This window comes from Pseudonocardia ammonioxydans (assembly GCF_900115005.1).
GTDB classification, from domain to species: Bacteria; Actinomycetota; Actinomycetes; order Mycobacteriales; family Pseudonocardiaceae; genus Pseudonocardia; species Pseudonocardia ammonioxydans.
In genome coordinates this window covers 1-18615 of the sequence record NZ_FOUY01000051.1, presented here as the reverse complement: position 1 = coordinate 18615, position 18615 = coordinate 1, and the positions used below count along the sequence as shown (strand labels likewise).

The following is an 18615-nucleotide window of genomic DNA, read 5'->3' as shown; positions in this document are numbered from 1 at the left end:
TTCGAACAATCCCACCTCTCCAGTAGGGAACGCCGACGCGCCGGAAATGATAGTCGCGTGTGGACACCAGTTCAGCCTGCCACCGTTGCGGCGGCGGCGGAACGTCCCGGGGAGCGCGGCGGTCATGCCGCCACCTGGCCCGGTGCGGGCGCCTCGACCGCGGGCACCGCCGCGGGCGGGGCCGGCATCGCCGGAGGCGGGAGCAGGTCCGGGCGCGACCACACCGGACTGATCCGCACCACCGTCGCCGGGGTCGCGCGATGGATCAACAACGCGTGCCACTGCGGCAGCCGGCGCACCCGATCCGGCGGGCACACCCGCACCTGCGTGTACTTCTCGGTCCCGTCCCCGGTCGGGGCCGGTTCCCACCGGTCCCCGCACAGCTTGGACACCTTCTCCAGGTCCTCGTCCAACGTGAGCCCGCCGTAGACGAGCTTGGCGTTGGTGGCGTTCCAGATCGTGTCCGCCCCCCGAGCACCCCAGCGCTGAGCCAGCTGCGAGGGCGACTGCACCGCCCACTCGATGTGAATGCCGCGCCCACCGGCATCGGCGATCCAGCGATCCAGCGGCACCGGGGTGATCAGCGCGGCCTCGTCGAGAAACATCCCCAGCGGCGGATCCAGGCGGCCCTTCGGGCGCGTGGCCGCGACCCGCTTGGCCGTCTCGAACACGTACCCGGTCAACGCCGCCAGCAGCGGCGCCACCGTCGCATGCGCCCGATCCGAGCCCACCAGGAACGCCGCACCGCAGCCGGTCACGAACACCCCCGCGTCGAACTCCGTCGCCCCCGGGGTCGGGGTCGCCAGCGCCGCGATCTGCGGGTCGGTCATGAACTGCACCGCCCGCGACAGCGTCAGGAAGATCGAATCGCGGGTCTTGGTGGCCTCGCCGGACAACACGTTGCGCAACGACTGCACCGTGCCCGGCGGCACTTGCCCGGTCGGAGCCCGATGCAGGATGGCCAGCGCTTCGGCCGCACCGCCCTTGCGGGCATCGCTGGTCGGGTGGAACACCCAGTCCGCCACCGTGTGCATGTCCCGGCCGGCGATGTCGGCGGCCATCAGCAGCGCGGTCAGCACGTTGGCCGACCAGTCGTCCCACCGGTCACCGTCGTCCTCGCCCGAGGTCGTCGCCCCCACCATCAGCCCGGCCCGCTCGGCCGCGGTCTGCGGGTGCGCACACCCGGCGATCGGCGACCACCACACCGACGACCCGAGATCGCCGAGGCCCTCCGGGTTGAACAACTGCACCGTTCCACGCTGGGCGCGGACCCCGGCGCAGTGCTCGAACAGATCCACCTTGGTCGAGGTCACCAGCACCGGCCCGCAGTGATCGAGGATGTGGTGGCCCATCAGGGCCGTCTTGCCGGTCTGCGGCGGCGCGATCTGCCCGATCGAATCCCGGTGCGCGGCGTAGCAGTCGGAGTCGAGCACCGGCCCGACTACCGACCGGCCCAGCCAGGTCCCGCACTGGGCCACCGGCAGACGCTCCACCCGGCCCGGGGCCGGGCGCGCGCCCACCCCCGCCGGGGTGACCTCGGCGGCCACGCTGGGCCGCGTCGCCACCGCCGCCGAGCGGACCGCGTGCGCCGACAGATGCCGGTGGCGGTCCCACCAGCCCGCCCAGCCCGTCGAGCCGAACCCCGACCGGACCCGGCCCCGCACACTGTGCGGATACGCCAGCCGCACGAGCGGCGCCGCCAGCACCACGGCCCCGAGCACCGCGAGCACACCACCAGCGACCGCCGCGGCCAAGGCCGGCAGAAACAGCAGACCCACCCCGAGCGCGGCGCCCGCGCCAGCACCGAGCCAGCTGCGATACAGCCCCAGCACCACCCCGACAGCGAGCAGCACGCAGCCCACTCCGGTCGACGTCGCCGAGGGCCAGCACAGCAGCGCAGTGCCCAGCACCAGAGAGACCATCCCGGTGAGCTGGACCAGCCCCCCGCACAGGACCGGGGCCGCGCGCTCGACCAGGTGCGACCAGCTCGACGACGACACCGTCGCGCGCAGCACCGGGGCGATCCCCCACCACCACGACGCGGCCGCCCACCGGGCCGCCGTCGCCCGGATCTGCGGCCAGGACCCCCGGCCACCACCGGGCTCGACCTCGGCAGGGGCGTCAGGGGCCGGGGCGTACTCGACCCCGGCGGCATCCGGGCACTCGTCCAGGGCCACGCTGCGCAGCTCCGGGCCGGTCATGCTCCCACCTCCAGCCGACGATCCGTGCTGAGCAGCACCAGCTCGCCGCCCGACGGCACCACCTCGTCCACGACCTCGTCGACCAAGGGGTCGGGCCGCGGCCCGAGACGACGACGGGCCTCCTGCAGAGCACGACGCCCGTGCCGCTGGGACTGTCCGAAGATCAACCCGACCTGCTCACCGGTCAGGTCCTGACCCGGCACCAGACCAGCGCGCAGCAGATCCATCACCTGCTCGATCCGGGCCTCCGGACCCGCGTCCAGAAGCTCGGCGCGCTCCCATTGGGCCACGGGCGGGGGTTCCGCGGCCTCCTCATCCTGCTGCACGTCCGGGGCAGTGGAGGTCTCCTCAGTGCCCTCAGCGATCGCTGCGGGTTCCTCCTGCGGCGTCGCGAGCTGCTCGGTTGCGGCCACCACCTCGCCCACCGTGACCGGGGCCGCGCGCAGGGAGGGGTCCGCTGCGGCCGCGGCATACACCGCGGCGGTGAGCCGATCCCGCAGGCCGGGGGCGGCCTCCGAGGCCACGAACACCACCAGCGGCGGCACCGAGTGCAGCACGATCGCCGACGGAGCGACCGCGGCCCACGCCTCCCAGGTGTTCATCGCATACGTCGCGCCCAACGTCGCCCACCGCGTACGGCGCGCCCACGCCGTGCTGGCGACCTGCCAACGCGCCGTCACCTGCTCGGCCCGGATCACCGCGATCAGCACCAACGACACCATCGGATCCAGCAGCCACGCCGCCAACCACGGCAACGACCACTCCGCCGCATCCCCCGCGGCGAAGGCCTGCACGTTGGTCATGCAGAACGCCATCCCCAGCACGATCCCGGACCACATCAACCAGTCCACCTGCGTGCGGACCCGCTCGACCTGCAGCGCGATCACGTCCGGATTCGTGGCCAGCGCCCGTACCCGGGCCGCCCGCTGCGCCTCGAGGCTGAGCTGCTCGGCCTGGTCGCGCACCTTCTCCGCCGACTTAAGCGGCCACATCGTCAGCCACCCCCGAGAGCGTCGCCCCCGCGTCCCGACGCGCCGTGCGCGCCCGCAACGCCCGCAGCCACGACGCCGCCGCGCGACGCGACCGCCGCGCATCCACCCCCGCAGCCTCCGGGCCGGGCGGCGCCACCTCCACCGCGCAGCTCCGGCACGGCGCACCGGCCGGCACCGTCAACGCCGCCGGACCGATCACCGCCCCACACAGCGCGCGATACCGGCCGACCTCACTGCCCGCGCTCAGATCCTCCGCGCCGACCTCGTGCGCCAGACCGTCCTCGACCGCCGTCATCGGCACCGACTCCCCCACCGCCGACATCGGCGACGTCGCAGCGGAGGGATCGGAGGTGGCAACCGCCAGATGCCGGTGCGGAAGCGGGGCAAGATCGGGCCGCGAAGGGCCCCCTGGGATCCTGGACATGGGTCGTACTCCTCGGAACTCGAAGGCTGGGGGTCGTGCGATCCACGCCTCGGCCGGTGCTGCAACACCGGCCGAGGTCCTTCTCATCATACGCAATCTTATATTGCGTACGCAAGTTGACCTGCGGTATCTCTGGGGTCAGACTTGAAGGGCCGCGCGTCAACGGAGGGAGCCCGTATGCACGTCAGAACCTTGCTCACCACCGCCAACGACTGCCCTAACAAGTGGGACTGCCCATCAGTGCACGAGCTCGATATCGACCCTGGCGGGAGGTATCTGATCTCTAAGCAGACCTCACTCGCCGAGCGGGAGGCATTCACGCACCTGCTCGCCTCTGGCGAGGTGGTCGGCTGGGTGCCCGAGGGGCTGCTGGATGAGTCCAACAGTCTGCTTGACCGCACTCGGGGCGTTGCCGGGGAGGCTCTCCTGTCCGGGCGGCGTTACGTCATCACGACCGCAGTAACTGACGTGAGCATCCTCGCGTTGTTCGGAGATCTTGTCGGGCGCGGCGAACAGATTGGCCGTACTTCCGCTCAAGAGCTGGCGGTGATTTGAATGGTTGAGTACCTCCCGAGCCTGGGCGCGTTTATCCTTGAGCGCTACTCGGGCCCTGGCGACGTGCTGACCCGGATGGAGAGGCTGCCTGCCTACCACGTCGCGTCTGACGGCGGCGATTTTGATGCATGGAAGGCCGGGGCGCCTGAGCCTGTATCCAGCGACCGATGTGAGACGCTCGAGGACCTGCGGAGCGAGCGCAACAACGGCCAGGCTCGCCGGCGAGTTCGGATTCTCTCAGCTCAGTTGACCGACTACGAACGATACTCGATCGAGTTTGGTTACTTGCAGAACGTGACAGCAGGGGAGGATATTCGGATCCTTCGAACAGGAGAACATCCCGTTCCGCAGCTGCTTGATTTCGACTATTGGATTATCAACGACCGAGATCTGGCACGAATGCACTACGACTCCCAAGGGGCTTTCCTCGGTGCCGAGAGCGCGCCGCGCCTGCTCCGGGAGGCCAGGCGAGAGATCACCGCGTGCTGGGAGGTCGCCGAGCCAGTGACAAGCTGGTGGCATCGCCACCCCGAGCTGCACAGGCAGCTGACGAGATAAGGAGCCGAATGCCTGCTTCCCGCAACGATGCCGAGCGGCCGAGCTGGGCGCGGACCCTGCGATCGCTGCGCATCGACGCGGGAATGACCCAGCCACAGGCCGCGGAAGCCGCGACACGGCTTCACTCCTCAGGTGAGCCCATCACCCAACAGGTGATCTCTCGCGTTGAACGAGGGGGGCAGCTACCTGACCAGGTGATCGTCCGGACCTTGTGCCTCGTGTACGAGGCCGCACCCGAGACGCTCGCCTCGATTGAACAGGCTGTGACCGAGGCTAAGCAGCGTCGAACGGATAGGCGCCTTGTCATCCAGCGAGGAAACACCCTGCACTCCCAGCAGAGATGGCGCCGGATCGAAGGGACAGCGCAGACCGTTGACGCTGTCCAGACCGGGATGGTGCTGGGACTTCTCCAGACGCCCGCCTATGCCGCATTGGCAATGCAAGTGCCTGAAAGTCATCCAGCGGTGGCAGACCGTCGGGAGCGTCTGCGATCCATGCTTGCCGATACCGACCGTCACTACCGCCTCGTGCAGACCGAAGGGTCGCTGCGGGTCCAACTGGGTTCATCAGCGCTCATGGTCGAGCAACTCGAAGCACTTCGCTCAATCACAGAAGTGCCCCACGTCGACCTGCGCATTTTGCCGATGAGCCGGCCGGTATCCGAGCCGCTGACCGCCGGAGGGTTTCACATCTACGACGACGTAGTCGTCCTCGGGCTCGAGGTCGGAGCTGCCGACATAGACGACCCCGAGGATGTTGACTACTTCCGTCGCCTGTTCACGCAGTACCACGAGCCCGCGCTCAGAGGGCGAGAAGCGGCAAACCTGCTTGACGGGATGGCCAGCCAGTACCGCTCCATGTAAGCACCTGCACCCGGCCTTGTAGGACGAGGCGTTCGGGAGGAGCAACGGCAGTGATCAGCCCACGTAGACCGGATCTTCCGGCGCGGGTCAGTGACCGTCGCCGCTGGTCAGGCCCTTCCGGTTACGGCGCGGGTCGTTCGGTCCGTCGGGGCCGTCTCGGTCGTGGCGGGCGGCGGCGACGGCGTCGCGGCGTACCTGTTCGGGGACCTGGTCAAGGACGAGCGCGATGCTGTCGAGCATCGCCGCCATGGTCAGGCCGACGTCCTGGCCGCGCAGGCCGGCGTAGGTGCCGTGGACGGCGCGCTTGCGCAGTCGTTGGGCGAACTCGACCACGAGTGCACGCTCGTCGCGTAGCCGGGCGGCGGCTCGTTCCTGTTCGGCCCGCATCAGCCGCCGCCCTCGCTGCGGCGGCGAGGATCGAGCAGGCCCCGCACCGTGTCGGCGGTGCGACGCACGCTGCGACGCACCGGCAGCGGCACCGGCCGGCCCGCGGACAGCTCCACCGCGGTAGCTCGGAAGATCTCCGCGACGCGTCCTGCCAGTCGGCGGTCAGTGATCAGCGCGGTGCCGCCCTCGAGGAGGCCGGCGATCGTACGCAGCGCGGACGCTTCCGTCTCGGTCTCCGGATCGACCGGCCTCGCGTATCGCTCATAGCGACGGTTCTCGCCCACCACGACCACGCTCCCTGCGATCCCCTGGCCAGAAAGCTCGCCAAGCGTGCTTCCCCCACGCCCGACGAGCCGCAGCAACCCTACCGCTGCTCGAACGAAAGTTCGACATCGGATGAGGTGAGCTGGAGCCGGACGTCGCTACGCGCCGCGCGGCCGGATCGGGACCTGCGTGGCCACCAGGCGCCCGGCCTGCTGTGCCTGGCGAGCCTGCTCGCCGCGGTCGGGGCGGTGCAGGTCGAGCTGGGTCGCGGCCAGGACGATGAGTCGGCCGCGGGCCCGGGCGGTGGCATGCCACTGCTCGGGTACGCCCGCGCCGAGGTCGCCGTCGTAGAACAGCTCACCGGGGGCCGCGATCCGCAGCTGGTTCGCCGCGAGCTCGCACCACCACGGCGACAGCTCCGGCACGGACTGCATCTCGTCGAGGGGGTCGTCGCTGGTTAGCAGGGTGAAACCCCGCCCGAGTAGTGCCGCGGTGAGCGCGTCGACCGGCTCCGCGCCGGGGCGCGGATCACCGGTGGTGACGGTGACCGCGAAGGTCACGGTCACGTAGGCGACCCGGCGCGGCGGCGCGGCGGCGGTGTCGGTGACCAGCCCTGGGCTCGCCCATGCCGTGATCGTGTCGATGACAACCCCTTCCCCCACTGGCCCCGCCCCCTCCGGGGCCGGGGTCAGTGTCGCGCATTGCGTGACGCACCGGGGGAAAGCTCGGGTGCCCGTGCCGAGCATCTCGAGCCCGGGCCGGTCGGGGGGTGATCGCTGGCAGGCTAGCAGACCGCGGTGGGGCTGCGGCGCCGATAGCGGCCGGCCCCGATCCGGGCGGGTGGGACAGGCCTCGCTGTCGCTCGGACCCGCAGGCGGGTTCCCACCCCGCCGCGTAGGAGCCGCCCACTCCCGCCGCTCCCCTGCCGGGGACCCCACCCCGGCCCGCTCGGGCAGGCCGCGTCACACCGACCAGCCCTGACCTCGAGGAGGCCCTTGCCATGACCACCCCATCTTCTGTTCGGATCACCAGCCCCGGCGATCTTGTCGCCATGGTCGCGTGCACGCTCACCTTCCACCCGTCGGAGTCGCTGGTGTTGGTCTCCTTCGCGGGCGGCAGCACCCGCATGGGCCCTGTGCTGCGCACCGACCTGCCTGGGGTCGGGGAGATCGAGTCGGCGACAGCCGAGGCGGTGCGGGCCCTCCCGGCCGAGTACCGCCACAGCGCACTGCTCGTCGTGGTCAGCAGGGATCCCCGAGAGGATGTCTTCCGGGATGCGCGGCTGGTCCTGACCGCGGCCGGAGTCAAGGTCACCGGCGCCATCCACACCACCGGCACCCGCAGCGGTGATCGGTGGCGCTGCCTCGACCACGGGTGCGGCGACGCTGGCACCGTCCCGGAGCCGCACCCCACGGTCGCGGCACACATGGCGTGGACCGAACAGGTCATGCTGCCCGACCGCGAGGCGATCGAGCAGACCCTGACCCCGGTCGACGGTGTCACGCTGGCCCGCCGGGCGCAGCTGCTCACCAAGCACACGACGCTGACGACTGGAGTGCCGGCGTCGCTGGCGGCCACCGTCGCGGAGTACCACGCTCGCCACCAGCTCGATGACGAGCTGGTCGTTCGCCTGATCGCGGCCCTGACCGATCAGCGGGCAGTGGTCGAGCAGCTGCGCGAGCACACCTCGCAGATACGGGTCGTCCTCGAATCCCTGGTCCGGGAGACCCCGGCGCCGTGGTCGGCGAAACCGGCCGCCTACCTGGCCCTGGCCGCGCTGCTGCACGGCGACGGTGCCCACGCCTCGGTCGCGGCCGAGCGCGCCACCACCGCCGACCCGGCCGCGCTGCTGCCACGGCTGGTCAGCGAGGTCGCCGCGAGCGCCGCCACCCCGGACACGATTCGCGGACTGCTCACCCGGTTCTGACCCGCCGACACGGCTGGGAGGCCCGGGGCTGACGACCCCGGGCCTCCCAGCCCACCCACTGACCCCCAGGGACGGAGCACCCCCCATGACCAGCACATCCCCACCGACCGGAGACCGGATACCGCCCACCGGCCCGTCGAGGCAGGGCGATCGACGACACGACGTGATCACCGCTGCGGATCTGACCCCGGCGTTCATCCGTGCCCGGATGGCAACGGCAGGCTGCTACGGAGACGGGATCACGGCCCCCGCCGAGCCGTGCGAGCACGCGGCCGAGGAGTGCGCGGCGGCGCTGGCCCGATCGGTCGGTGACCAGGACCTGCTCGACGCCGCGGCCCGCTACGACGCGGCCCCATACGACACCGATGACGATGCCGCCATCACCGAGGTGGCCTGGGCGGTCGTGCGTATGGCACGGGGACGCGCGCGGTGATCACCACACCCGGCCGCACTCCCACTTCACCTGCTTGTACGCGCTGATCGCCGGTCAGCGCTGACCCGACCCGGAGGACCACACCATGAGCAACAACGAGGAGAAGCGACTCATCGCCGCCGACGAGCGTCGCAGGCACAGCTACTTCGAAAACCAGTCGAAGCAGCTCCGCGCCGACCTGGCCCGTATCGAGGCCCAGGACCGTGCCGCCGACGAGCGGGCACGCAACTTCTGGAAGACCGGCAGGTGATCCGCCTACCCGGCGGCCTGACGGGTTCCAGTCATGGGCAGGGTCCGGCGTAGCCGCACCGCGGGCGAGGTGGGCCGTGGTGACTCTGCAGCCCCCTCGGGCGGCTTCCCCGACGATGCCGCGCCGTGCCCACCCGACACGGGTGACACCACCAGCTCCCGAGACCACCTCACCTGTGGATCGCAGGGTGGTGTCACGCCGGTCGGGCGAGCGCGCGGCCCCGCCGCGCCGCCCGCCGGGCTGCGGGCGAGTCACGTCCCACCGCGACCGCGGTGGGGCTTCCACCGGCCCCACTTCCCCAGGGGCCGGTGGGAGCGGTTGATTCGTCTGATCGGAGCCTCATGGGACAGACCACCACCCGCACCCGGAAGTCGGCGAAGACCCGCACGCGCAAGCGTGCGCGGCCGGCGCCGACCGAGGAGCAGCTGCAGGCACGTCGTGAGGCGATGCAGGTTGCGCACGAGGACATGATGGCCCGCCTCGAGCGCCTGGCCGCCGACCCGGTCGAGTGGCTGGAGTTCATCGAGACCGTCGCCGAGTGGGGCGCGCGCTACTCGCTGGGCAACCAGATCCTGCTCATGACACAGGCGGCCGAGCGCGGGGTCGAGCCGCGGATGTTCATGGCCTACGGCGCACACGACGGGACCTCGGGCTGGCGCAAGCACAAGCGCACCGTGATGGCCGGCGAGACCGGGTTCAAGATCTGGGCGCCGGTCAAGCGGCGGCTGCGCGAGGACGAGGTCACCGACTACGAGCAGCGCACCGGCCGCAAGATCGTGCGCGACGCGCAGAACCGGCTGCCGGTGGTGGTCATGCGCTGGAAGTTCGAGCGGACCTTTGAGCTGTCCCAGACCGCCCCGATCGTGCCGTGGGCCGACAACTACGAGGTGCCCACCGTGCAGGTGCGGCGCCAGGTGAAGCTGCACGGCGGCAAGCAGGCGGTCCTGCTCGATGGTGACGACCCGACCGGGATCTACGACGACGTGGTCGCCATGATCCGCGCCGAGGGCTACGACTACGCCCTCGCCGAGCCCGGCAGTGACTACCTGGGTACGGCCAACGGGGTGACCGTCGCCGGGGCGGGCACGCGGCTGGTGCGGGTGCGTGACGACGTCAGCCACGCCCAGCGGATCAAGACCGCCATCCACGAGCTCGCGCACATCCGGTGCGGGCACCTCGACCAGGTCAGCTTCGTGGCCCCGGTGCAGCACCGCGGCCGCGGCGAGACCGAGGCCGAGTCGGTGGCCCACATCGTGTGCAAGGCGTTCGGGCTGGACTCCGAGCCCTACACCGACGCCTACGTCATGGGCTGGGCCGACGGCGACATGGACGTGGTGCGGGCCGCCGCCACCACCGTGCTGCGCGTCGCGCGCGACATCGTCGACGAGCTCGCCCCGATCGCGCCGTTCGACGGCAAACGCGACCCCCAGCCCGAGGCGGGCACCACCCCGGCCGAGCAGGTGGCGGCGTGAGTGCGGTCGAGGTCGCGGTGAGCGTGGTCGACCTCCCCTCTGTGGAGGCGACCCCGCTGGCGGCGTTGTTCGACGATCACGAGCTGGTGTGTGTCGACGACGACCCGGACGGCCAGCGGGCCGGGATCTACCTCGGCGCCACCTACACCAGCACCCGGGGCGGTGTCGGGGCCGTGGCCAGCGAGCACCTCCCGGCGCTGCTGCGTGAGGTCGCGCCCGGCGCCACCTGGCTGGCCTGGGAAGAACCCTACGAGGAATTCCTCGGCACGGTCGCGCTGCACGCTCCGGATCTGGGGACCTGGACCGGCGAGTGCGACAGCTCCGGGGCCGTGTATGTGCCCGCAGACTCGTTGCCACGCCTGGACACCGTGCTCGCCGACCCGGCCACGGTCGCGGCCGTCACCGGCCTGGCGTGGCGCGACCGGATCACCACGCTGCACCGCACGGTCGCGGCAGGCCCTCCCACCTCTGGGTTCGTGTCCACCACCCGGCCGATCTGCGCCGAGTGGAACCGCCCGGCCGGGTTGATCTACATCGACGACCCGGCCGAGGGGACGCAGCTCGTGCACGCCCCGCCCGGCCCGGCCCGCGGCGGGATCAGCGAGCAGATGGCCCGGTCCGCGACCGCGGCCCTGCGCCAGGCCGGGTGGCAGGTGATGCCCGCTGCGGTCGCCGGCGCGCCCTGGGCACCGGACGGACACACCGTCCACGTCGCGCAGGTCTACCGGCCCACACCGCACGCACCCGCGGCCTGACCTTCTCCCCACACCACGCGCCCCGAGCCCGACTCCCCTCGGGCTCGGGGCGCTGCCCTTTGCTGCACCGACCAGATTGGACGACCGCTGATGACGACCTTGGCTGATGTCCGCCGCATCTTCTCGATCCGCGGCATCGACCCGGACCACCTGACCCAGGCCGGCGACAGCGATGCCCGGTTCCTGTTCTCCGCCGACACCGGCGCCCGGGTGTGGTTCGCCCCGCACGAGCACGACGGTCAGCGCATCGGGTGGGCCTACAGCGCGTGGAACCGGCACGGCGAGCTCACCGACACCGGACTGACCGACAGCACAGCGGTGGAGAGCGTGCTGCCGGTGCTGAGCCGCCACCGCACGCTCGCGACCGCCCCGGCCAGCCGACGCCAGCGCGACGCCCTGCTCGCACTGGCCAACCCGGCCGAGCACATCGCGTGGCAGCTGAGCACGACTACGGCGGCGGAACAGTGGATCCTGGGGCTGTTCGTGGCCTGGACCCAGCTGCGCGAGGCCGACGCCGGCAGCATCTGCGGCGCCGACCTGACCCAGCATCTCGAGCTGGCGTTCGAGGCGATCGGGCTGACCGATGTCGAGGTCGACGACGACGAGCCACTCGACGGCGCGCCGCTCGACGCGCTCGCCGCCCGCGTCGATCCCGGACCGGACCCGACCAGCGCCGACCCGACCGCGACTGTGATCGCGTCCTACCTCGCTGCCGCGCGCTGGACCAGGCCCTCGAACGGGCCCTGACCCGCGACCGCGACCCGCAACTCGGGGTGCTCACCGTGACCGATCTGGCCGCAGGTGTGGCCGCCGGGCTGCGCAGGGCAGGACTGCTGGCCACCGATGCCGCGACGGCGCACGAGGCCGGGCAGGTGAGCGCGTGAAGCCCATCGAAAGCGACGTCGGTGCGGTCGCCGCGCGGGTCGCGGCCGCGCTGACCGCGCTCGACGAGCAGACCTGGCGGGTCGCCGAGGACGCCGGTCGTGTCCAGCTGTGCAGCACCAGCGGAGACCTCCTGGACCTGCACATGCGCGGCTACGGCCCGCAGACCGGACGGCTGATCGTGCGCTGCGCCGAGCCCGCCGACGCCCGCGACGTACCGGACCTACCCGACCTGGCCGCCCTACGCGCCCAGGTGACGGTCGATCCCGGCAGGCCCGCCGAGCGGATCGCCGCGGACCTGCGCCGCCGACTGATCACCGCCTACCGCCATGTTCGCCCGGCGGCTCGGGCATGGCGGCGCGCCGCCGACGCCCTCGCCGCCGCCGAGACCGCCATCGTGGCCGAGGCCGAGCAGCACCTGGCCGTGCTGCCCGGCACCGTCACCACCTCCACGTCCTCGCGGTTGCCCGCACTGAGGCTGACCACCGCGCACCCGCACCGGGGTGCGCTCGAGCGCTTCCGGATCAGTCAGGTTCACCTTGCTCTCGCGCCCTACCTGGCCGGTCAGCCCGGCACCGGGGACCGCCCCCCGCTGTACACGGACGTGCAGCTACGGGTGCACCCCCGACTGCTCCCGGCCCTGACCAGGGCCGTGGCCGAGGTTGCGGCGACCACGGACCTCACGGCGGTGCCGCCACACCAGTGCCCCCACGCACACCAGCCGGTCTGCCCGCACGGACACAACCACCCTGCAACGCCCTGACCGGGCAACACCCCCGAACGAACCGGAGGTTCTCCGTGCTCACGAACCCGACCGAGCTCCACGTCCCTCCCGCGGTGCGGGCGCTGACCGACTACCTCGACCTCACCCAGGGCAGCTCTCCGGGCCACGCCGTGCTTGCCCGCGAGATGGTGGGCGTGCTCATCGCCGCCGGCCACCTCACCCCCGCGGCGGGCCCCGGCCGCAGCAGCCAGCGACCCGCCCCGGCACCGGACGACCCGGCTGCCGAGCGGGACTGGTGGCCCCTCGGTGACGGCGAGGACGACGCGGAGGTCTGGATCCCCCCGCGTGGTGACTGCGTGCAGTTCCGCTTCCAGCAGCCGTGCCCGCACTGCGATTCGATCCACTTCCACCTGCGGACCGGGCGCTGCGCCGACTGCGGACGTCGCCCCGGGCGGGGGTAGCCGAGCCGGTGCCCGCCCCCGCACAGGGGGCGGGCACACGCTGGCAGCTCTGCCCCCGGCCACGTCGATGAACCTGCCGCGGGGTCCCCCCGGGTGAACCCGCCCGCACACCACACCGGGCGCGAGCCGGGATACCCGGGGCGGGTCCACACCGGGGCGACCACGGCAGAACCCCCGCCGGACCGGGGACACAGCTGCCCGAGCCACGTGGTGCGCCCCCGGGCTTCGGGGGCCGCACCGCCCCGGCCACGCGTGCACGTGGCCCGGGGCGGGCCGACCCATCGTGGGAGGTCTTTGATGACCGCAGATCCGACCCCGACCACCGACACAGCCGTGCTCGACGCCGCAGCGTTCGGCCGGCTGGCCCTGGTCGACCCGGACACACTCGAACTGGAGGTCAACACCCGCCTCGAGGCGAACCTCGACCCGCACTTCTGCGCCTCGATCCGCGACCACGGCGTACGCGAACCGATCACCGTCCGCCGCCGCGCCAGCGACGGCACCCTGGTAGTGCGCAAGGGCCAGCGCCGCACCCTGGCCGCAGTCCGCGCCGGATTGACCCAGGTGCCGGTCATCATCTCCCCCGAACCGGCCACCGAAGACGGCGACGAGGCAGATACCGACACCGACGACTACCGAGCCGGGCAGGCCGCCCGGATCGTCGAGCAGCTCGTAGAGAACCAACACCGCCGCAGCATTTCTGCCAGTGAGGAAGTCGCGGCCCACCAGCAGCTGCTCGGTTTCGGGCTCAAGGCGTCCGAGATCGCCAAGGCCACCCGCACCAAGGCCGACCGGGTCCGCCAGACCACCCAGGCCGCCCAGAGCAAGCGGGCGGTCGCGATCGGGTCCAGCTACGACCTCGACCTGGTGCAGATGTCGGTGATCGCCGAGTTCGAAGACGACGACGACGCCGTCGAGCTGCTCACCCGGGCCGCGGTAGACGAACCGGCGCAGTTCCGCCACGTCGCGCAGCGGCTGCGCGACCAACGCGCTGAGCAGCAGGTGTACGCGGCCGCAGCCGCCGAGCTGGCCGCGGCGGGGGTGCTGCTCGTCATCGACCGCGACGACGACCGCTACGACGCCGCGACCGAGCTGTATCGGCTGCGGCCCACCGCCGAGGACCCGGAAGACACCGCCCTCGAGGAAGAAGCCCACCGCAGCTGCCCAGGCCACGCCGCGCAAGTGCGGATCATCCGCCCCTACGGCCAGCCACCCGAAGCCCGGTACCGCTGGCTGTGCCTGGACCCCGCGGCCCATGGGCACGCCCCGCTGTGCGAGAGCATGCGCACCCATACCGGCGCCGCCGCCACAGCCCTCTCGGGGGAGAGCGACGAGGACCGCGCGGCCCGCGAGGCCCGGGAGAAGGAAGCAGCACGCCTCGAGCGGCGCCGCGTGATCGCGAACAACAAGGAGTGGGACTCCGCCCAGAGCGTGCGGCGCGACTGGCTGGCCGAGCTGCTGGCCAAGAAGGCCGCGCCCAAGGGCGCTGCGATCTACGTCGCCGCCGAGCTCGGGCAGGGCGCCCACGCCCTGCGCCGGGCGATGGAGACGGGCAACGCCCTGGCCTGCGAGCTGCTCGGACTCGAGGTACCCGCCGGGTGGGGCTACTACAACGGCCAGCCCAACCCGCTGGCCGAAGCGGCCCGCGCCGCCAGCGGGGCCCGCGCCACGATGCTGTCGCTGGCGATGGTGCTGGCCGCCTACGAGGACGGCACCCACCGCGGGAACTGGCGCAGCGCCGACCGGGCCACCCAGCAGTACCTCGCGCAGCTGCGCGCGTGGGGCTACCCGCTGTCCGAGGTCGAACAGCTCGCCCTCGACCCCGACGCCGAGCCCACCAGCACCGACCACGACACCGGCGACGCCGATACCGACGGCGCCGATGCCGCCGGGCCGGACGAGGCCGGCGAGGTGACTGACCCCGAACTCGGGTCCGATCCCGGTGACGACACCGCCGAGACCGCAGCCGACGCCGACGAGGAGCCCGACTCCTGCTCCGTCGCGGCCACCCCCGACGAGCAGACCGACTGACTCTCACCACCACGGGGCGGGGCGGGTGTGCACGCACACCCGCCCCGCCCTGGTCGTTTCAGCAGATCAAGGAGACCGCGTCAATGACCGCCACCCAGGACCAGCACCACCAGATCAATCGCCAGGCGCAGTTCTGGTCGCAGACCTGCGACGACGAACGCCCCGCCATCGGGGTGGGCGGGGCGCTGGTCAGCGTGTACTGGACGCCCGGCCCGACGCTGCGGGTCGGCATCGACACCACCGACCTCGCCGAGACCTACCCGGACAACCCGCCGCTGCAGGTCACGCTCAACGACGCCACGATCTACCAGCTCCCCGCTCCGGCCGCCCGTGGGGCGGTGCTCGCGCTCAGTGACCGCGAGCTGTTCGAGCACCTGGCGCTGGCCGAATACGCCCAGCTCTACGGCGGCGACGGGTTCGACTACCCGATCCGCGACCTGATCGGCGAGATCAACCAGCGCATCCCCGAGGGCCTCGAGCGGGTCGCTGCCCACTTCCACCGAAGCGACGCCCTCGACGTCGTGCGCGCCTGGTTCACCCACCCCGAGGCGCTGCTGGCCATCGCCCGCGGCCACACCGCCACACCCCGATAGGGCGCGGCCGCCACGGCGGGTGCACGCCCCCGGCGTGGCGGGGCTCGGTGGATGACGCCCGAAGGTCAGCACACCGGGGTGCGGTCCGCGGCGATGAACCGGCGCCGACACCGAGCGGGTGGGACACGCCTCGCCGGGGGGCTCGGACCGCCGCAGGCGGTTCCCACACCGCTCGGGCCAGCACCGAACCCCCGCCGCCCCTTCGGGCCGCACCCCGGCGTGCTGAGGCAGGGCCGCGTCACCCACCAGCCCGACACGACCTGGAGGTCCTCGATGAACCAGATCACCACGACGTCGAACACGAGCACGCAGAACGGTCGGCGTGGCCTGCGCGTGAGCGTCCTGCGCGCCGCCGATGGCGCGGACTACTCCGCCGGCGGGCTGTCCGGGCGGGTCACCCGCGTGACCCTGGTCGGCGACCTCGTCGACTACTACGGCGGCGCCGTGATCGCCCCCGACGAGAACGCGCCGGCGGTGCGGCTGATCGCACGGGCCGGCATGTACGGGATCGCCGCCCCCGACCTGACCCGACCCGATCGGGTCGGCCCGATGGCCTCCGGGGCGTTCATCTACAGCAGTGACTCCCGGTTCCGGAACCTGTCCGCGCACCTGGGCTGCGGCGGGTCGGCGATCCCGCTGCACGACCGGTTCGAAACCACCGAGCAGTACGCCGCCCTGTCCAACGACTACTGACCCGGCCTACCCGGGCCGGTGCCCGGTCCGTCACGCCTTCTGGGAGGGCCTGCCATGTCTGTCACCTTCTGCCCCGACCAGCCTGCCGGCGGGCCGGTAGAGCTGGGCGCGAGCATCGAGTGCTCGGCATATCCGTCGACCGACCGGCGCTGTTTCGCCGACTACGACGCCGCCACCGCCGGGCTGGCCGACCACTACCGGTACTGCACCGACCCGGACTGCGGCGAGCACGCCTACCGGCCGTTCGTGGTCGTGCACTACAGCACCGACACCGAACCCAGCCTCAATGTCAGCAGGCGCCACGCGATGCTGCTGCTGCGCGCGCTCGGCCTGGTCGCCGAACTCGGTGCCGACGACGTCGACGAGCCGGCACCCGCCGCACCGCCCCCGGAGCAGGACACGCCCCTGTTTGGTGACCTCGACGCCGAGCAGATGCTCGGCCGCGTCGAGCTGGCCCTGGCGCTGGCCCCCGCCGACGCGGGCGTACCGGCCCGCTACCTCAACACGGCCGGCACGCAGTACGACTGCGGCCGCTCCGCGGGCTACCTACAGGACCGGCTGACCGTGCTGCGCGAGGTCGCCCTGTTCGCCCGCGACCAGACCCGCGACGTCGTCTGGCACTGACCCCACGACCAGCTCCCGACCGGGGCGGCACCGCACACGGTGCCGCCCCGGTCGTCGTCTCGAGAAGAGGAACCCCACATGCGTGAGATCGAGATTGCCGAGGTCCCCGGCGGCCGGGTCCGGATCCTGCCCGACGACGCACCCGAGTCACCCCGCGACTGGGACACCGTCGGGCACCTGGTGCTCGACGTCGCCCGACACCAGATGCCGTGGGAGGACCACACCGGCCGGCTGCGGGAACTGTGTGAACGCGGCGGGTGGCGGCTGGCCGCCCGCTACCTGACCGCGTTCTGTGACGCCGTCGTGGTCCCGGTCTACGGCTACGCCCACGGCGATCTCGCCCTGCGCGCCGGGGAGCCGGTCGGCTGCTTCACCGACCCGTGGGACGCCGGGCAGGCCGGACTGGCCTACCTCACCCGCGACGAGCTGCGCACCGCATGCGGGGGCATCTATCCCGGCGCCCAGCAGGCCGAGGCCCTGCTGGGCGCCGAGGTCGCCACCTACGACCAGTGGGCCCGCGGGCAGGTCGTCGGCTACATCGCCGAACAGTGGACACCGTGCCCCGCCGGGCCGGCAGGCGAACACGCCGGTTGTGGCGGGGGTGGGGACTGGGTCGAAGTCGAGGCCTGCTGGGGCATCTACGGCGTCGACGACGCGATCACCCAGGGCAGGACCGTGCTGGCCGGGGTACGGCACCCCCGGTAACAGCGGCCGGGCATTCGACACGGGCTCGGCGGTCGGGGCATGAGTGTTCAGCGGCTCGTCACCCGTAGTGCCTCCCCGAATACGTGTCGGGGCTCGGTGTGGAGACGCCCGAAGGTCAGCACACCGCGGTGGGGGTCGCGGCGATGAACCGGCACCGACACCGAGCGGGTGAGACGAGCTCGCGCTGCTCGTCGCCCTGGCGGCCGATCCCACCCGCTCGGGCCAGGCCGAACCCCCGCCGCCCCTTCGGGCCCCACCACGGCGCACTGAGGCAGGGCCGCGTCACCAACCAGCCCGACACGCCTTCAGGAGGCACCCCATGAGCGACCAGACCTACATCGGCAACATCGGCAAGCAGCCCACGTTCGAGTTCCACGAGCGCACCGGGCGGGCGCGGCTCCAGTTCTCCCTCGCGATCAACAAGCGCTACCAGGACCGCGACACTGGTGAGTGGCGCGACGGCCGGACCCTCTGGCTCAACGTGGTCGCGTTCGGACCGGTCGCCGAGAACGCCAGCAACCTCAGCTCCGGTGACCCGGTGGTCGTGATCGGCCAGCTGGCCGACAACTCGTTCATCGTGACCGACGACGACGGTCAGTCGCGCGAGATCCCGCGCACCGAGGTGCAGGCCAAGATCGTCACGGCCGACACCCGGAAGGCGGCGATCACCGTCACGCGCTCGCCCCGCCGTGAGCACGCCGGTTCGACCACCGCCCCCGAACCGGTCGCCTGACTGTGAGGGTGGACCTGCCAGTCCGGAAGTGATGGGCTGGTGATCAGCAGCGGCGGGTGTGACTCATCGCCTGACTGGCCCTTTGGTG

The 18615-nt window shown here is 72.0% G+C and carries 23 protein-coding genes; 17 read left to right on the top strand and 6 right to left on the bottom strand.

The annotated features are described in order from the left end of the window. Positions 1 to 122 precede the first annotated feature (122 nt). Genes BM093_RS29805 through BM093_RS29795 form a run of 3 tightly spaced genes read right to left on the bottom strand, consistent with a single transcriptional unit; the run spans position 123 to position 3488 of the window. Entirely contained in the window at positions 123 to 2201 is a 2079-nt protein-coding gene (locus tag BM093_RS29805; protein WP_093354436.1) for a type IV secretory system conjugative DNA transfer family protein, read from the bottom strand. Beyond that, complete coding sequence (locus tag BM093_RS38250; protein ID WP_093354430.1) at positions 2198 to 3193, bottom strand: hypothetical protein; 996 nt, start codon at positions 3191 to 3193, stop codon at positions 2198 to 2200. The genes BM093_RS29805 and BM093_RS38250 overlap by 4 nt, the downstream gene beginning before the upstream one ends. Beyond that, positions 3180 to 3488 carry a hypothetical protein gene (locus tag BM093_RS29795; protein ID WP_245773883.1) on the bottom strand — a complete coding sequence of 103 codons (309 nt, stop codon included), beginning with the start codon at positions 3486 to 3488 and terminating at the stop codon, positions 3180 to 3182. The genes BM093_RS38250 and BM093_RS29795 overlap by 14 nt, the downstream gene beginning before the upstream one ends. Positions 3489 to 3794: 306 nt before the next feature. Here BM093_RS29795 and BM093_RS29790 point away from each other — a divergent pair, with 306 nt between their 5' ends. From BM093_RS29790 to BM093_RS29780, 3 genes are read left to right on the top strand one after another with little or no spacing between them, the layout of a single operon-like run. Then, on the top strand, positions 3795 to 4172 hold the full coding sequence (locus BM093_RS29790; RefSeq protein WP_143105589.1) for a hypothetical protein: 378 nt from the start codon (positions 3795 to 3797) through the stop codon (positions 4170 to 4172). After that, positions 4173 to 4730, top strand: a complete 558-nt coding sequence (locus BM093_RS29785; RefSeq protein ID WP_093354415.1) for a DUF6879 family protein — start codon at positions 4173 to 4175, stop codon at positions 4728 to 4730. Positions 4731 to 4738: 8 nt separating this feature from the next. Further along, positions 4739 to 5593, top strand: coding sequence for a Scr1 family TA system antitoxin-like transcriptional regulator (locus BM093_RS29780; protein ID WP_143105588.1), 855 nt, complete (start codon positions 4739 to 4741; stop codon positions 5591 to 5593). Between the two features lie 87 nt (positions 5594 to 5680). Here BM093_RS29780 and BM093_RS29775 read toward each other — a convergent pair whose 3' ends face one another. The 3 genes from BM093_RS29775 to BM093_RS29765 form a co-directional block, all read right to left on the bottom strand. Beyond that, a complete protein-coding gene (locus BM093_RS29775; protein WP_093354408.1) occupies positions 5681 to 5980 on the bottom strand; it encodes a hypothetical protein in 300 nt (99 codons plus the stop codon). Next, positions 5980 to 6267 (bottom strand): hypothetical protein, encoded by a 288-nt coding sequence (locus tag BM093_RS29770; RefSeq protein WP_245773882.1) that lies wholly within the window; start codon positions 6265 to 6267, stop codon positions 5980 to 5982. The genes BM093_RS29775 and BM093_RS29770 overlap by 1 nt, the downstream gene beginning before the upstream one ends. Before the next feature lie 135 nt (positions 6268 to 6402). After that, entirely contained in the window at positions 6403 to 6906 is a 504-nt protein-coding gene (locus tag BM093_RS29765) for a hypothetical protein (RefSeq protein ID WP_245773881.1), read from the bottom strand. A 338-nt stretch (positions 6907 to 7244) separates the two neighbouring features. On the opposite strand from BM093_RS29765, the gene BM093_RS29760 reads away from it, so the two are divergent. The 14 genes from BM093_RS29760 (at position 7245) to BM093_RS29700 (ending at position 18527) form a co-directional block, all read left to right on the top strand. After that, the gene (locus BM093_RS29760) at positions 7245 to 8171 is read left to right on the top strand and encodes a DUF4192 domain-containing protein (RefSeq protein WP_093354403.1); all 927 of its coding nucleotides are present in this window, start codon (positions 7245 to 7247) and stop codon (positions 8169 to 8171) included. A gap of 163 nt (positions 8172 to 8334) precedes the next feature. Beyond that, positions 8335 to 8604 (top strand): hypothetical protein, encoded by a 270-nt coding sequence (locus tag BM093_RS29755; protein WP_093354398.1) that lies wholly within the window; start codon positions 8335 to 8337, stop codon positions 8602 to 8604. A gap of 85 nt (positions 8605 to 8689) precedes the next feature. Then, entirely contained in the window at positions 8690 to 8854 is a 165-nt protein-coding gene (locus BM093_RS36305) for a hypothetical protein (protein ID WP_177238782.1), read from the top strand. A 341-nt stretch (positions 8855 to 9195) separates the two neighbouring features. Further along, positions 9196 to 10326 (top strand): ArdC-like ssDNA-binding domain-containing protein, encoded by a 1131-nt coding sequence (locus BM093_RS29750; RefSeq protein ID WP_093354393.1) that lies wholly within the window; start codon positions 9196 to 9198, stop codon positions 10324 to 10326. Next, positions 10323 to 11081: a hypothetical protein gene (locus BM093_RS29745; protein ID WP_093354389.1), complete on the top strand. Its 759-nt coding sequence runs from the start codon at positions 10323 to 10325 to the stop codon at positions 11079 to 11081. Before BM093_RS29750 ends, BM093_RS29745 begins: the two co-directional genes overlap by 4 nt. A gap of 90 nt (positions 11082 to 11171) precedes the next feature. After that, on the top strand, positions 11172 to 11828 hold the full coding sequence (locus BM093_RS29740) for a hypothetical protein (RefSeq protein WP_093354385.1): 657 nt from the start codon (positions 11172 to 11174) through the stop codon (positions 11826 to 11828). A gap of 133 nt (positions 11829 to 11961) precedes the next feature. Further along, positions 11962 to 12726: a hypothetical protein gene (locus BM093_RS29735; protein ID WP_093354380.1), complete on the top strand. Its 765-nt coding sequence runs from the start codon at positions 11962 to 11964 to the stop codon at positions 12724 to 12726. 35 nt (positions 12727 to 12761) lie between these two features. Further along, the gene (locus BM093_RS29730; RefSeq protein ID WP_093354377.1) at positions 12762 to 13148 is read left to right on the top strand and encodes a hypothetical protein; all 387 of its coding nucleotides are present in this window, start codon (positions 12762 to 12764) and stop codon (positions 13146 to 13148) included. A 297-nt stretch (positions 13149 to 13445) separates the two neighbouring features. Next, positions 13446 to 15179 (top strand): ParB/RepB/Spo0J family partition protein, encoded by a 1734-nt coding sequence (locus tag BM093_RS29725; RefSeq protein ID WP_093354373.1) that lies wholly within the window; start codon positions 13446 to 13448, stop codon positions 15177 to 15179. Positions 15180 to 15262: 83 nt separating this feature from the next. After that, positions 15263 to 15772 (top strand): hypothetical protein, encoded by a 510-nt coding sequence (locus BM093_RS29720; RefSeq protein WP_093354363.1) that lies wholly within the window; start codon positions 15263 to 15265, stop codon positions 15770 to 15772. Positions 15773 to 16045: 273 nt separating this feature from the next. Continuing rightward, entirely contained in the window at positions 16046 to 16465 is a 420-nt protein-coding gene (locus BM093_RS29715; RefSeq protein WP_093354359.1) for a hypothetical protein, read from the top strand. Positions 16466 to 16519: 54 nt separating this feature from the next. Next, complete coding sequence (locus tag BM093_RS29710) at positions 16520 to 17089, top strand: hypothetical protein (protein ID WP_093354356.1); 570 nt, start codon at positions 16520 to 16522, stop codon at positions 17087 to 17089. A gap of 78 nt (positions 17090 to 17167) precedes the next feature. Beyond that, a complete protein-coding gene (locus BM093_RS29705; RefSeq protein WP_093354351.1) occupies positions 17168 to 17794 on the top strand; it encodes a hypothetical protein in 627 nt (208 codons plus the stop codon). A 319-nt stretch (positions 17795 to 18113) separates the two neighbouring features. Further along, complete coding sequence (locus tag BM093_RS29700) at positions 18114 to 18527, top strand: single-stranded DNA-binding protein (protein ID WP_093354344.1); 414 nt, start codon at positions 18114 to 18116, stop codon at positions 18525 to 18527. Positions 18528 to 18615 lie beyond the last annotated feature (88 nt).

What these genes read in the sequence shown, in the direction of transcription:
- BM093_RS29805 (WP_093354436.1), bottom strand. Translation starts at nt 2,201, where the DNA reads ATGACCGGCCCGGAGCTGCGCAGCGTGGCCCTGGACGAGTGCCCGGAT.
- BM093_RS29760 (WP_093354403.1), top strand. Translation starts at nt 7,245, where the DNA reads ATGACCACCCCATCTTCTGTTCGGATCACCAGCCCCGGCGATCTTGTC.
- BM093_RS29785 (WP_093354415.1), top strand. Translation starts at nt 4,173, where the DNA reads ATGGTTGAGTACCTCCCGAGCCTGGGCGCGTTTATCCTTGAGCGCTAC.
- BM093_RS29710 (WP_093354356.1), top strand. Translation starts at nt 16,520, where the DNA reads ATGTCTGTCACCTTCTGCCCCGACCAGCCTGCCGGCGGGCCGGTAGAG.
- BM093_RS29705 (WP_093354351.1), top strand. Translation starts at nt 17,168, where the DNA reads ATGCGTGAGATCGAGATTGCCGAGGTCCCCGGCGGCCGGGTCCGGATC.
- BM093_RS29720 (WP_093354363.1), top strand. Translation starts at nt 15,263, where the DNA reads ATGACCGCCACCCAGGACCAGCACCACCAGATCAATCGCCAGGCGCAG.
- BM093_RS29780 (WP_143105588.1), top strand. Translation starts at nt 4,739, where the DNA reads ATGCCTGCTTCCCGCAACGATGCCGAGCGGCCGAGCTGGGCGCGGACC.
- BM093_RS29775 (WP_093354408.1), bottom strand. Translation starts at nt 5,980, where the DNA reads ATGCGGGCCGAACAGGAACGAGCCGCCGCCCGGCTACGCGACGAGCGT.
- BM093_RS38250 (WP_093354430.1), bottom strand. Translation starts at nt 3,193, where the DNA reads ATGTGGCCGCTTAAGTCGGCGGAGAAGGTGCGCGACCAGGCCGAGCAG.
- BM093_RS29700 (WP_093354344.1), top strand. Translation starts at nt 18,114, where the DNA reads ATGAGCGACCAGACCTACATCGGCAACATCGGCAAGCAGCCCACGTTC.
- BM093_RS29795 (WP_245773883.1), bottom strand. Translation starts at nt 3,488, where the DNA reads ATGACGGCGGTCGAGGACGGTCTGGCGCACGAGGTCGGCGCGGAGGAT.
- BM093_RS29725 (WP_093354373.1), top strand. Translation starts at nt 13,446, where the DNA reads ATGACCGCAGATCCGACCCCGACCACCGACACAGCCGTGCTCGACGCC.
- BM093_RS29740 (WP_093354385.1), top strand. Translation starts at nt 11,172, where the DNA reads ATGACGACCTTGGCTGATGTCCGCCGCATCTTCTCGATCCGCGGCATC.
- BM093_RS29790 (WP_143105589.1), top strand. Translation starts at nt 3,795, where the DNA reads ATGCACGTCAGAACCTTGCTCACCACCGCCAACGACTGCCCTAACAAG.
- BM093_RS29715 (WP_093354359.1), top strand. Translation starts at nt 16,046, where the DNA reads ATGAACCAGATCACCACGACGTCGAACACGAGCACGCAGAACGGTCGG.
- BM093_RS29750 (WP_093354393.1), top strand. Translation starts at nt 9,196, where the DNA reads ATGGGACAGACCACCACCCGCACCCGGAAGTCGGCGAAGACCCGCACG.
- BM093_RS36305 (WP_177238782.1), top strand. Translation starts at nt 8,690, where the DNA reads ATGAGCAACAACGAGGAGAAGCGACTCATCGCCGCCGACGAGCGTCGC.